The following is a 13,552-nucleotide window of genomic DNA, read 5'->3' as shown; positions in this document are numbered from 1 at the left end:
GATGGGCACATTGATCAGTAACATCCGGATGCTGGATGAAAACGGGACACTCAAGAATGGGGAAATCCTGATTGAAGACGGCCTGTTCAAGGAAATCGGGCACGAACTGCCTAAGGAAGGCCATGAGATCGTCGACGGAGGCGGACGGTTTGCCGCGCCGGGACTGATCGATGTGCACGTCCATCTGCGTGAACCGGGGGGCGAGAATAAAGAGACGATCCGCACGGGCACGGAAGCGGCGGCGCGCGGCGGATTCACGACCATCTGTGCAATGCCGAACACGAGGCCTGTCCCGGACTCGGCGGAAAACATCGGCAAGGTCAACGAGCTCATCGAAGAAAACGCTCGGGTCCGGGTGCTGCCTTATGCGTCGATCACCATCCGCGAAGCAGGCAAGGAACGGACAGACATGGCGGAGTTGGAGCAAAACGGCGCATTCGCCTTTACAGACGACGGCGTCGGCGTCCAGTCGGCGGGCATGATGTACGAGGCGATGCGGGATGCGGCGGGGCTCGGCATGCCGGTCGTGGCGCACTGCGAAGATAACACGCTCATCTATGGCGGCGCCATGCATGACGGCAAGCGGAGCAGGGAGCTCGGCATCCCGGGCATCCCGTCGATTGCTGAATCCGTCCATATCTCAAGGGATGTCCTTCTGGCAGAGGCGGCCGGCGCGCACTATCACGTTTGCCATGTGAGCACGAAGGAGTCTGTGAGGACAATCCGGGACGCGAAGGCGGCAGGCATCCGGGTGACGGCGGAAGTCACGCCCCACCATCTGTTGCTGACGGAAGACGACATTCCGGGCGATGATGCAAACTGGAAGATGAATCCGCCGCTCCGCGCACAGGAAGATCTGGAAGCCCTTCACGAAGGGCTGCTCGACGGCACGATCGATGTGATCGCCACGGACCACGCCCCGCATACCGCTGAAGAAAAGGCGGCCGGGATGGAAAAGGCACCGTTCGGCATCACGGGCCTCGAGACGGCTTTCCCGCTGCTCTACACGAACTTCGTCGAGACAGGCAAGTGGACGCTCAAGCAGCTGACGGACTGGCTGTCTGAAAAGCCGGCGGATGTGTTCGGCCTCGGATACGGCCGAATCGCGGAAGGGCTGCCAGCTGACCTTGTCCTGATCGACCTTGAAAAGGAAAAAACAATTGAACCTGAAACATTTGCATCAAAAGGAAAGAACACTCCGTTCGGAGGCCGCTCATGCAAAGGCTGGCCGGTCATGACGATCTTCGGCGGCAACATCGTTTGGCAGGAGGGTCAACAATGACAAAAAAGCGATATCTGATTCTTGAAGACGGTACGGTATTTGAGGGAGAGGCGTTCGGAGCGGACCGCGGCATGGTCGGCGAAGTCGTCTTCACGACCAGCATGAGCGGCTACCAGGAAGCACTGACGAACCCGTCCAATACGGGCGTGATTCTTGTCATGACCTACCCGCTCATCGGCAACTACGGGGTGAACCGCGATGACTCCGAATCGGTCGACCTGAACCTCGGCGCACTCGCGGTCCGCGAAATCGAGGAGCAGCCGTCGAATTTCCGCTGTGACGAAACGCTCTCCTCCTTCATGCAAAAGCGTAGCATTCCCGGGATATCCGAGATCGATACCCGTAAACTGACCCGCATCATCCGCAAAAAAGGCACGATGAAGGGAATGCTCACCGAAGCCGGAAAGGATGTTGATCTGAATACAGCACTTCAGGTGCTGGCGGCCTCCGAAATGGCACCGGGCCTCGTCGAAGCCGTCTCGACCAAACGTCCTTACCCGAGTCCGGGCCGCGGCAAGCGAGTGGCCGTCGTAGACTACGGAATGAAGCACGGCATTCTCCGCGAGCTGAATAAGCGCGGCTGCGATGTCCTGGTCGTTCCTTACGATACTTCTGCCGAGGACGTGCTCGCCTGGCATCCGGATGGAATCCTTCTTTCGAACGGGCCTGGCAATCCGGAAGATGTTCAAGAAGCGCCTGCCTTTATCCGCGAAGTGCTCGGAAAAGTTCCAGTCTTCGGCATCAACCTCGGCCACGAGCTGCTTGCCATCAGCTGCGGGGCGAAGACATTCAAGATGCGCTTCGGCCATCACGGCGGCAACCATCCCGTGAAAGACCTGCAAACGGGCCGTACGGAAATCACTTCCCAAAACCACCAGTACGCGGTGGACCGGGACTCTCTCGAAGGGACAGGCCTGACCGTGACCCATGTCGCTCTTAATGACGGCACGGTCGAGGGACTTGCCCATGAGACACATGCGGCATTCTCCGTCCAATTCGATCCCGAAGCTTCTCCGGGACCGGAGGATTCCAACCATCTGTTCGACCGGTTTATCGACATCATGGAGCGCCACAACGGAAAGGAGATCATCGCCAATGCCTAAACGCACAGATATTGAAACGATCCTCGTCATCGGTTCCGGGCCAATCGTCATCGGCCAGGCCGCAGAGTTCGACTATGCCGGAACACAGGCCTGCCTCTCCCTGAAAGAAGAAGGGTACCGGGTGATCCTCATCAACTCCAACCCGGCAACGATTATGACCGACACGGAGATTGCGGATAAGGTATACATTGAACCGATTTCCCTGGAATTTGTCTCCCGGATCATCCGCAAGGAGCGTCCTGACGCGATCCTGCCGACACTCGGCGGCCAGACCGGCCTCAATATGGCCATCGATCTGGACAAGTCGGGAATTCTGGATGAACTCGGCATCGAAGTGCTCGGCACGAAGCTGGACGCCATCAACAAAGCCGAGGACCGCGAGCTGTTCCGCTCCCTCATGAACGAACTGGACGTACCGGTACCGGAAAGCGACATCATCCATAATCTTGAGGAAGCAAAGGCGTTCGTTGCGGAAATCGGCTATCCGGTCATCGTGCGCCCGGCATTTACGCTCGGCGGCACGGGCGGCGGCATCTGCCACGACGACAAGGAACTTGAAGAGATTGTCGCGAGCGGCCTGAAGTACAGCCCGGTCAGCCAGTGTCTCCTCGAAAAGTCGATCGCAGGCTTTAAAGAGATCGAATTCGAAGTGATGCGCGACTCCGCGGACAATGCCATTGTTGTCTGCAGCATGGAAAACTTCGACCCGGTCGGGATCCACACCGGCGACTCGATCGTCGTGGCACCTGTCCAGACACTGTCCGACCGTGAAGTCCAGATGCTCCGGAACGTGTCGCTCAACATCATCCGTGCGCTTGGAATCGAGGGCGGCTGCAACGTCCAGCTGGCGCTCGACCCGGACAGCTTCAACTTCTACGCGATCGAAGTCAACCCGCGTGTCAGCCGATCGTCCGCTCTTGCCTCTAAAGCGACGGGCTATCCGATTGCAAAGCTCGCATCCAAAATTGCAGTCGGTCTGACACTGGATGAGATGATGAACCCGGTGACGGGACAGACCTATGCCTGCTTCGAACCGACGATCGACTACATCGTCGCGAAGATCCCTCGCTGGCCGTTCGACAAGTTTGAAAGCGCAAAGCGAAACCTGGGCACGCAGATGAAGGCGACCGGGGAAGTCATGTCCATCGGCAGAACATTCGAGGAAGCCATTCTGAAAGCCGTGCGTTCCCTTGAGACAGGCCTTTACCACCTGAATCTGAAGCACGGGGAAGACCTCTCGATGGAATGGATCGAAAAGCGCATCCGCCGCGCGGGCGATGAGCGCCTGTTCTTCATCGGCGAGGCGCTTCGCCGCGGAGTCACGGTGGAAGAGATCCATGAGTGGAGCAAGATCGACTTCTTCTTCCTGAACAAGCTCGAAAAGATCGTGGCCTACGAAAACTCGCTCAGGGAAAACCCGTTTGACCGCACGGTCGCCCGCAAAGCGAAACGCATGGGCTTCGCAGACCGCACCATCGCCGAACTCTGGGAGACGAAGGAGCGGGATGTGTACGAGTGGCGTACCGAACAAGGACTCGTGCCGGTCTACAAGATGGTCGATACATGTGCCGGAGAATTCGAATCCGAGACGCCTTATTTCTACGGCACTTATGAAGAAGAAAATGAGTCGCTGAAATCAGGCAAGGAAAGCGTCATCGTTCTCGGTTCGGGCCCGATCCGGATCGGACAGGGCGTCGAGTTCGACTATGCCACAGTCCACTCGGTCTGGGCCATCCAGGAAGCCGGCTACGAGGCGATCATCATCAACAACAACCCGGAGACGGTTTCTACCGACTTCTCCATCTCCGACAAGCTCTACTTCGAGCCGCTCACGATCGAGGACGTCATGGCGATCATCGACCTCGAGCAGCCAAAAGGCGTCATCGTCCAATTTGGCGGCCAGACGGCGATCAACCTGGCAGATGCCCTGGAGGCCCGCGGAGTGAAGATCCTCGGTACGACACTGGAAGACCTCGACCGCGCGGAAAGCCGAGACAAGTTCGAAGAGACGCTCCGCGGACTCGGCATCCCGCAGCCGCTCGGAAAAACGGCGGTTTCCACGCCTGGAGCAGTGGAAATCGCCCGCGGCATCGGCTATCCCGTGCTTGTCCGCCCGTCGTATGTCCTTGGGGGCCGCGCGATGGAAATCGTCTACAACGAGCAGGAACTGAGGCACTACATGGAGCATGCCGTCGAGGCAAGCCCGGAACACCCGGTTCTGATCGACAGATATCTGACGGGCAAGGAGATCGAAGTCGATGCCATCTGCGACGGCGAAAACGTCCTGATCCCGGGCATCATGGAGCACGTCGAGCGCGCAGGCGTCCACTCCGGGGACTCCATTGCGGTCTATCCGCCGCAAAGCCTCACGGACAAGCAGGTCGCCACACTGGCGGACTACACGGAGCGGCTTGCACGCGGACTTAACATCGTCGGCCTCATGAACATTCAGTATGTGATCGCGGACGGCGAAGTCTACGTCATCGAAGTGAACCCGCGCTCGAGCCGTACGGTTCCGTTCCTCAGCAAGATCACGGGTATCCCGATGGCCAACATCGCGACAAAGGCGATTCTAGGGGAATCGATCACCGCTCAGGGCTACCAGACCGGACTGCTGGAGCAAGTCAGCGGCGTTTACGTAAAAGTTCCGGTGTTCAGCTTCGCCAAGCTGGCACGCGTAGACATCACGCTTGGCCCTGAGATGAAATCGACGGGGGAGGTCATGGGCAAGGACGACACGTTCGAAAAAGCGCTCTACAAAGGATTTATCGCTTCCGGCATGGAAATCCGCGACCACGGCACAGTCCTCTTCACGGTCTCCGACAAGGATAAGGAAGAAGCCGCGGGCATCGCGGCCCGATTCGCGGATATCGGCTATCAGCTGCTCGCAACGGAAGGCACGGCGGAAACATTCCGCGAAGCGGGTCTGCCTGTCAGGACGGTCGGCAAGATCGGCGGGGAAGGCAAGACGCTGATCGACGTCATCCAGACCGGAGAAGCCCAGTTCATCATCAACACACTCACCAAAGGCAAGCAGCCTGAACGCGACGGATTCCGCATCCGCCGTGAATCCGTCGAAAACGGAATTCCGTGCATGACATCGATGGATACGGCGAAGGCCGTGCTCCGTGTGATTGAATCGATGACTTTCTCTGCCGAGGCGATGCTTCCGCGTAATGCGAAGTCTGCACAGGAGGTCCATGCATGATCCGAAATGAACGCATGAAGGTGACGGGACAGAGAGAGATTGCCCGGAACATTTATGAACTTATCCTGGAAGGGGAACTGGCCGATGAGGTCGGGGAACCCGGCAGATTTGTCCATGTGCGGGCTGGGGAGACGATGGACCCGCTTCTCCGGCGGCCGATTAGCATTGCCGACTATGGCGATGGAAGGCTCACGCTTATCTACCGTGCAGATGGCTACGGAACGCGCGTGATTTCGGAAAAGGAGCGTCATGGTCAGGCGGACGTTCTCGGTCCGCTCGGGAACGGGTTCCCCGTTGAGGCCGCTGTTCCCGGGACGAAGGCGCTGCTTGTCGGCGGCGGGGTTGGAGTACCGCCACTTTACGGTCTGTCAAGGCGTCTGAAGGAAGCAGGGGTCGAGCCGGTACATGTGCTCGGCTTCCAGTCGGACGATGTGGTCTTCTATGAGGAAGAATTCAGCCGCCTCGGGGAAACCCATATCGCGACGGTTGACGGCTCGCGGGGGAAAAAAGGGTTTGTGACCGATGTCTTGGAATCACTCATTCATGAGTTCAGCGTGTATTACAGTTGCGGTCCGCTCCCGATGCTGAAAGCCGTTGCGGACGGGATGACAGGGACGGAAGGCTATCTGAGTTTTGAAGAACGGATGGGCTGCGGCATCGGTGCGTGCTTCGCCTGTGTCTGCCACACGGATTCAAACGACCGCGGCTATGTAAAGGTCTGTTCGGACGGCCCGGTATTCAAGGCGGGGGTGGTGACGATATGAACCGGCTACAGGTGGAACTGCCCGGACTCACACTGAAAAATCCGATCATGCCGGCAAGCGGCTGTTTCGGATTCGGCAAGGAATATGCACAACTGTATGACCTGTCAAAGCTTGGAGCCATCATGGTGAAAGCGACCACCCTTGAACCGAGGTTCGGAAACCAGACACCCCGTGTCGCCGAAACGCCCGCAGGAATGCTGAATGCAATCGGCCTCCAGAATCCGGGGCTCGAGAAAGTCGTCACGGAAGAACTGCCGTGGCTGGAGCAATACGATGTCCCGATCATCGCAAATGTCGCCGGCTCCGAGACGGAAGATTATGTCGCGGTCGCCGAGCGCATCTCCGAGGCTCCCAATGTCCATGCGCTTGAACTGAACATCTCATGCCCGAACGTGAAATGCGGCGGCATCACATTCGGCACGGATCCCGAGATTGCCGGGGAACTCACCAGGGCCGTAAAGGCGGTCTCGTCTGTGCCCGTTTATGTCAAGCTTTCTCCGAACGTTACCGACGTCACGGAGATTGCCCGGGCAGTTGAGTCAGGCGGCGCAGATGGGCTGACGCTCATCAACACGCTTGTCGGGATGAGATTCGATCCGCGCACAGGAAGACCGGTCATCGCGAATGGGACGGGAGGCCTTTCCGGCCCGGCGGTGAAACCGGTCGCACTGCGCATGGTCTATGAAGTCTCCCGGAGTGTCTCAATCCCGGTGATCGGGATGGGCGGCATATCCGATGTGGATGATGTGGTCAACTTCATGTCGGCCGGTGCCAGTGCGGTCGCAGTCGGGACCGCGAATTTCGTCGACCATTTTGTCTGCCCGAACCTGATTGATGCCCTTCCGGATCGCCTCGACGAACTTGGCATCGAAAACATTACTGAACTCATCGGAAGGAGCCACAGAATATGAAGCGTACGCCGATTATCGCGCTGGATTTTCCGTCGCCGGATGATGCATTTGGATTCCTGGACAGGATGCCGTCCGGCCTGTGGGTGAAAGTCGGCATGGAACTGTATCTCCAGAACGGTCCGGATATCGTGGGCAGGGTGAAGGACAGGGGGCACGAAGTATTCCTTGACCTGAAGCTGCATGATATACCGAACACTGTCGGGCGGGCGATGGAAGGCCTCGCCCGTGTCGGTGCGGACATGGTGAACGTCCATGCAGCCGGAGGAAGCGACATGATGGAGCGTGCACTTGAAGGGCTGGAAGCCGGAACACCGGCCGGCCGGAATCGTCCGGCACTGATCGCGGTCACCCAGCTCACTTCCACGGGGGAAGAGCAGATGAACCTTGAACAGGGAATTCCCGGTTCGCTGATGGATTCGGTGGTCCGCTATGCGCGGCTTGCCGATGATTCCGGGTTGGACGGTGTGGTCTGTTCGGTTCACGAAGCCTCGGCCATTCGCGATGCATGCGGAGAAGACTTCCTGAAAGTGACGCCCGGTATCCGTCTTCCGGATGGAGACATGCATGACCAGAAGCGGATCGCCACACCGGCGGATGCTGCACGGGCGGGTTCGACGCATATTGTCGTCGGCCGTGCCATCACACAGGCGGCCGACCCGAATGCCGCATATGAAACCGTGAAACGGCAATGGAAGGAAGGTTGACATGTCACTAAAACGAGAAACTGCAGAAGCGCTTCTTTCAATCGGAGCCGTACGCTTCAGCCCGGATGAACCGTTCACATGGGCGTCTGGCATTAAATCGCCGATTTATTGCGACAACCGCCTGACGATGTCATATCCCGCAGTGCGAAAGCGCATTGCAGAGGGCCTGGCACAATTGATCCGAACTGAGTATCCGGAAGCGGAAGTGATCGCAGGTACAGCGACCGCGGGCATCCCTCATGCCGCTTGGGTGAGCGACCTGATGGACAAGCCGATGATCTATATCAGGTCTAAGCCGAAAGGCCACGGACGCGGCAATCAGATCGAAGGGGAACTGAAGGAAGGGGCCCGGACGGTTATTATCGAGGACCTGATTTCAACGGGCGGCAGCAGCCTGACTGCGGCAGCCGCGGCAAAGGAAGCGGGAGCGGAAGTCCTTGGAGTCGTATCGATCTTTACATACGGCCTTGAAAAAGCTGAGAAGAATTTCGATAAGGCCGGGCTATCGCACCACAGCCTTACCGACTTTGATGCCCTGGCAAAGTCGGCAGCCGACTCGGGCGCCATTCTTGCCGGTTCACTGCCCGGGCTTCTTGACTGGCACGGCAAGCTGAAAAAAGGCGAGCTCTGATTTTTGTGCCGCAACGGCAAAAACCGATGAACGGATTTCTTCGTTCACCGGTTTTTTCTGATTGTCAGCTTTTCTCACGAGCCCGGCCAGGCATCGTTCATATTAGCTAAACTTCTTTTTACTTCTGGCGTAACGGCATTTCGCGCAGTTGCATGGCCTGTAACCGCCGACTCGGCCTGCTCCGGCCTCTGCCTGTTCAGGTTCAATCAGGGTGTCTGTGGAATCCTCTTGGACTGCCGGTTCCGAACCTTCATCAACCGTGCCTTCAACTGTGGTTCCGGCGTCAGAATCACCGGTGCCTTCAGTCACCTGGCCCGCTGTGTCCTCGGCTGGCACATCCGTTGTTGGGGGTTCTTCCGGTCCTGCAGTGCCGGTTGGCGGCTCGGCGGGAGCGGGATCTTCCGGATGGGCATCTTCGGCGTGCGGCAATTGAACCGGATGGGCGTCTTCGATGATTGTAATCGGACGCATCATATCATGGTCTTCGTGCTCCAGGAAGTGGCAGTGCCAGATGTAATTGCCCACGTGGTCTTTCCAGTGCATCGCAATCGACGTCACCATGTCTACATCGGCTCTTACAACATCCTTCCAGCCGCGCTCGTATTCCCTTGGGGGCTCCGCAGGACCAGTCCACACGATTTTACCTGTTTCTAAGAAGATATTTCTGTCGAACGGACGCCGTTCAAGGATTTTAAACTGGATCAGGTGGAGATGGATCGGGTGCTGGATCGGTGTCGCATTGATGAAGTTCCAGATTTCGATGCTGTCGAGAGACGGCTTTTCGGATGCCGGGTCATGATACATATGGTCATTTAGCATGAGCATCGGACGGCCGTATTCATCGGTCGTCGCTGTCAGAGGCAGGTTTCGGACGATGTGTGCGTGCTCGGTGTGCAGCCCCATATCCGGATAGAGGGTTTCCGGAATCTGGCTGTCGTCCTCACCTTCCAGCGGCAGACAGACGGAGAACTGCATGACGACGCTTGTATGCTCGTTTAGCGGAAACTCCGAATCATTATTTAGCAGAGTGATGGTCTGGCCCTGCATCGTCGAGAAGTCGATGATGATATCTGTCCTCTCTGCCGGCAGCAGATCAAAAGACGCCAGTTCTACCGGCGCTTCGAGAAGGCCTCCGTCTGTTCCGATCTGATGGAAGGTGCCACCGTTCGATAAACTCAGGGAGTAGCCGCGACGGTTGGAAGCATTCAGAATGCGGAACCTGTATTTTCTTGGCTCCACGTTCAGATAAGGCCAGAGCTTTCCGTTGACGGCAATGGTATCTCCGAGAACACCCGGTGTGATGGAAGGATGGACCGTTACAGGGAACGGCGGTGTGTCCGGATAGAAGAGCGATCCGTCTTCGTTGAACGAACGGTCCTGGATCATCATCGGGATTTCATACTTGCCTGAAGGCAGCCTGAGGCGGTCTTCCAGGGCATCGCGTAGCAGGTAGAAGCCTGCAAGGCCGGAATAGACGTTCAGCCGCGTGAGCGACATTGCATGGTCATGATACCAGAGGGTGGCTCCGGGCTGATGGTTTGTATAGGCGTGCACCTGCCGTTTGAACGTCGGACCGGTCATCTCATAGTTTTTCGTGTACCAGGCTTCGGGATGGCCGTCACTTTCCCAGTCCACTTTCGCGCCGTGGAGGTGGACGACGGTCCGGACGTCGGCTGTATCAATGGATGAATGAAGGGTGCGGTCGAGTGGGAGGAAATGTTCATCCGGAAGATTGTTCAGGTATTTCACATAGGTCGTTTTATCTTTTCTGGCTTCGATTGTCGGTCCCGGGATCAGCCCGTCGTACCCCCAGATTTTTGTTTCGGGGAAGTACTTGTGATAGCGGTGCAACCCTTCTTTCATTTCCAGCTCATAATAGGAGCCGTCGGGGTAGTCATCGTGCTGTACCGGCATCGCGACTTGGGGCTTCGGCAGCGGGTCCATAAACTTTGGAATGCTGGCCGGGTCTGAAGGTTTGACGCATTTGCCCATCATATACCCTTTCCTTTCTTTTTTTTTGCATGGACCGTCAGAATCCGGCATGCTATCTCATCGTATGTAAGCAGATAGTCCCAATCATGGACAATCATCCGGGGAAAAGTGATTTAATTGCTGATCCGGAACAACGCAAAAAAGGGCTGCCGCTTAGCGGACAGAGCCCTTTTTTTACGCTCGACGGGGGTCAGGTGTCCCGCCCCTGATTTAAATCATTTTCGGAGTTTTTTTACCAGATCCTCATCTGGGTCTGCGAAGGTTGTCTTCTGTTCAAAATAGATGACGAAGCCCGGCTTGGAGCCGTTCGGCTTTTTCACATGGCGCACTTCCGTATAGTCGACAGGGACAGAAGCCGACTCACGGGCCTTGCTGAAGTAGGCAGCAAGTGAAGCGGCTTCCCGGATCGTTTCGTCGTCCGGCGAATCTGAATGAATGACGACATGGGACCCCGGGATATCCTTGGTATGGAGCCAGATCTCGCTGCGCTTCGCCAGCTTGAATGTCAGGTAGTCGTTTTGCTTGTTGTTTTTGCCGACGGAGATCGGCACACCGGAACTCGAAACGAATGCATCGGGAACCGGACGTGTGTCCTTTTTCTTTTTCTTGAGACGGCGTGCTTTCATGAAGCCCTGTTCGGCAAGTTCATCCCGTATTTCTTCGATATCCGCCGCGGAGCCTTGGATAACTTGCTGGAGGAGGGATTCAAAGTACCCGATATCCTCTTCCGTCTTTATTAGCTGTTCTGCAATTTTTACGAGCGCATGCTTTGCCTTGTTGTACTTGGAGTAATAGCGCTGTGCGTTTTCTGCGGGCGTCAGTCTCGAGTCCAGCGGAATGGTGACCGTGGCGCCGTCCTCGTCATAGTAGTTGGCTGCTTCGAGGGAGCTGTCGCCTTTTTGGATCCGGTACAGGTTGGCGGTGACGAGTTCGCCGAACAGCTGATGCCGGTCGAGCTTGCCGGCCTGGTCCTGTTCATCCTGTAGCTTGATCATTTTATTTTTCAGCTTCTGAATCTCATTCGTCAGCCATCGCTCGAGGTCGCCGGCCTGCTGCTTGACCCGGTCACGCTCCGCCTTTGCATGGAACACTTTGTCGAGGAGTGCGGAAAGGGAAGGGTAATCCCTCGTTTCGCCGCCGAGATGGTGTAGAGGATTCGCGGAGAAGTAAACCTTGCCGCCCGCCTCGCACAATGTCGGCTGTGCGCCTCCTTTCCGGAAATCTTCTATATAAGAGCGGTATGCTGCGAGTTTATCGGCCGGTGCCATGCCCGAAGTCCGGAACAGCAGTTCTTCTGCGTGGAGCGGCGAGAATCCGCCGATCCGCCGGAAAATCGAACCCGCAGTATCCGCGCCTCCGAGGATTTCCTCGATCTCCCCATCACTGGCTTCAACTGGATCAAGCTTGTCCTGTGGCGGCGCGGGGACATAAGGCTGCCCGGGAAGCACAGTCCGGTAGCTGTTTACAGAAGGCGGAAGGTGCTTCAGGCTGTCGAGAATGAGATTCCGTTCAGGATCGGTCAGGATCAGGTTGGAGTGCCGCCCCATCACCTCGACATGAAGCTCCCGCACGGTGTCATCACCGATTTCGTCCCTTCCCCGAACCGTGAGGGTGATGATCCTATCCGAACCTGTCTGGCGGATGCCCGTGATGATGCCGCCTTCCAGATGCTTGCGGAGAAACATGCAGAACGTCGGGGGCTGCGACGGTGTGTCGACCGGTTCATCCGTGAGGTGGATCCGCGAGTAGGACGGGTGGATCGAGATGAGGAGCCGGTGGTTGGTCCTGCCGGCACGTACCGTGAAAAGCAGCTCCTGTGTGTTCGGCTGCTGGATCTTGGAGATCCGGCCGCCGGTGAGCCGCCGGAGTTCTTGTGTCATTGCCATCATGAATAATCCGTCAAAAGCCATTTGATTGCCTCTTTCATTGCGTTTGTTTCCATTTTAGCATTCATGCGGAGGGATATGGTATAATTGCGACATCATCCAAAAACGGTTCCGCCCCTGACCGAAGTGCCGGGAGGCGGAAAAACTGACTGCAGAGGGATCAACGTTTATGAAAAAAGGACGCGGCCTGCTCATCGTCCTTTCGGGGCCATCCGGCGTCGGAAAAGGCACGGTGCGCAAGGAGCTGTTTTCACAGCCGGACACGAACTACGAATATTCCATTTCCATGACCACTCGCAACCCGCGGGAAGGCGAAGTGGACGGGAAGGATTACTTTTTCAAGAAGCGCGAAGAGTTTGAGCAGCTGATCCGGGAAGGAAGGCTGCTGGAGTACGCGGAGTATGTCGGCAACTATTATGGCACTCCGCTGGATTACGTGAACGAGACGCTGGACGCGGGGCGGGACGTATTCCTCGAGATCGAGGTTGTCGGCGCATCGAAAGTCCGGGAAAAGATGCCGGACGGTGTGTTCATTTTCCTGGCCCCGCCTAACTTGTCGGAGCTTGAGCAGCGTCTGATCGGCCGCGGCACGGAGACAGATGAAGTCATCCGGAACCGTATCGGCAAGGCGAAGGAAGAACTGGAAATGATGCATCTCTACGATTATGTCGTCGAGAATGACGAGGTCGGCAGGGCGTGCGACCGGATCAATGCCATCATTACGGCAGAGCACTGCCGCCGCACACGCGTTGAAGAACGATACAAACTGATGCTGGAAGGGAATGATCCGCAATGATGCTTTATCCATCCATCGACTCGCTTAAAAAGCAAATCGACTCCAAATACACCCTGGTGAGCCTCGCCGCCAAGCGCGCACGTGAAATCCAGGCCAAAGACAACCTCCTTCTTGAGAAATACGACGCAGAGAAGTTCGTCGGCATGGCTCTTGAGGAAGTGGCGGAAGGCGTGCTGGAAAAGCAGGCGTCCGATGCAAACATCCAGTACGAAGACGAAATGTAAGATATGCACAATGAAAACTCCCGGAGAATCCATTCCCTGGGAGTTTTCATT

Annotated in this window: 11 protein-coding genes; 9 read left to right on the top strand and 2 right to left on the bottom strand. The window is 57.0% G+C overall.

The window, feature by feature from the left end:
* Position 1 precedes the first annotated feature (1 nt).
* The 7 genes from KHA84_RS09745 to pyrE are packed head-to-tail and all read left to right on the top strand — an operon-like array spanning position 2 to position 8,603.
* Positions 2–1,282, top strand: coding sequence for a dihydroorotase (locus KHA84_RS09745; protein ID WP_213423328.1), 1,281 nt, complete (start codon positions 2–4; stop codon positions 1,280–1,282).
* Positions 1,279–2,385 carry a carbamoyl phosphate synthase small subunit gene (locus tag KHA84_RS09740; protein WP_157296501.1) on the top strand — a complete coding sequence of 369 codons (1,107 nt, stop codon included), beginning with the start codon at positions 1,279–1,281 and terminating at the stop codon, positions 2,383–2,385. The genes KHA84_RS09745 and KHA84_RS09740 overlap by 4 nt, the downstream gene beginning before the upstream one ends.
* On the top strand, positions 2,378–5,593 hold the full coding sequence (gene carB, locus KHA84_RS09735) for a carbamoyl-phosphate synthase large subunit (RefSeq protein WP_213423327.1): 3,216 nt from the start codon (positions 2,378–2,380) through the stop codon (positions 5,591–5,593). Before KHA84_RS09740 ends, carB begins: the two co-directional genes overlap by 8 nt.
* On the top strand, positions 5,590–6,357 hold the full coding sequence (locus KHA84_RS09730; RefSeq protein ID WP_213423326.1) for a dihydroorotate dehydrogenase electron transfer subunit: 768 nt from the start codon (positions 5,590–5,592) through the stop codon (positions 6,355–6,357). Before carB ends, KHA84_RS09730 begins: the two co-directional genes overlap by 4 nt.
* Positions 6,354–7,268 carry a dihydroorotate dehydrogenase gene (locus KHA84_RS09725; RefSeq protein ID WP_213423325.1) on the top strand — a complete coding sequence of 305 codons (915 nt, stop codon included), beginning with the start codon at positions 6,354–6,356 and terminating at the stop codon, positions 7,266–7,268. Before KHA84_RS09730 ends, KHA84_RS09725 begins: the two co-directional genes overlap by 4 nt.
* Entirely contained in the window at positions 7,265–7,972 is a 708-nt protein-coding gene (pyrF, locus tag KHA84_RS09720) for an orotidine-5'-phosphate decarboxylase (RefSeq protein ID WP_213423324.1), read from the top strand. Before KHA84_RS09725 ends, pyrF begins: the two co-directional genes overlap by 4 nt.
* Before the next feature lies 1 nt (position 7,973).
* On the top strand, positions 7,974–8,603 hold the full coding sequence (gene pyrE / locus KHA84_RS09715) for an orotate phosphoribosyltransferase (RefSeq protein WP_213423323.1): 630 nt from the start codon (positions 7,974–7,976) through the stop codon (positions 8,601–8,603).
* Positions 8,604–8,705: 102 nt separating this feature from the next.
* On the opposite strand, the gene KHA84_RS09710 is transcribed toward pyrE, so the two are convergent.
* Positions 8,706–10,595, bottom strand: coding sequence for a multicopper oxidase family protein (locus KHA84_RS09710; protein ID WP_213423322.1), 1,890 nt, complete (start codon positions 10,593–10,595; stop codon positions 8,706–8,708).
* 215 nt (positions 10,596–10,810) lie between these two features.
* A complete protein-coding gene (locus tag KHA84_RS09705; RefSeq protein WP_213423321.1) occupies positions 10,811–12,505 on the bottom strand; it encodes an Rqc2 family fibronectin-binding protein in 1,695 nt (564 codons plus the stop codon).
* Positions 12,506–12,650: 145 nt separating this feature from the next.
* Here KHA84_RS09705 and gmk point away from each other — a divergent pair, with 145 nt between their 5' ends.
* Positions 12,651–13,277, top strand: a complete 627-nt coding sequence (gene gmk, locus KHA84_RS09700) for a guanylate kinase (protein ID WP_213423320.1) — start codon at positions 12,651–12,653, stop codon at positions 13,275–13,277.
* A complete protein-coding gene (rpoZ, locus tag KHA84_RS09695; RefSeq protein ID WP_035001300.1) occupies positions 13,277–13,501 on the top strand; it encodes a DNA-directed RNA polymerase subunit omega in 225 nt (74 codons plus the stop codon). The genes gmk and rpoZ overlap by 1 nt, the downstream gene beginning before the upstream one ends.
* Positions 13,502–13,552: the final 51 nt, after the last annotated feature.

The sequence above is a fragment of the Bhargavaea massiliensis genome (assembly GCF_018390575.1).
Lineage (GTDB): Bacteria > Bacillota > Bacilli > Bacillales_A > Planococcaceae > Bhargavaea > Bhargavaea massiliensis.
Note: the sequence above shows the minus strand (reverse complement) of the source record. Positions and strands in the feature narration are given on the sequence as shown.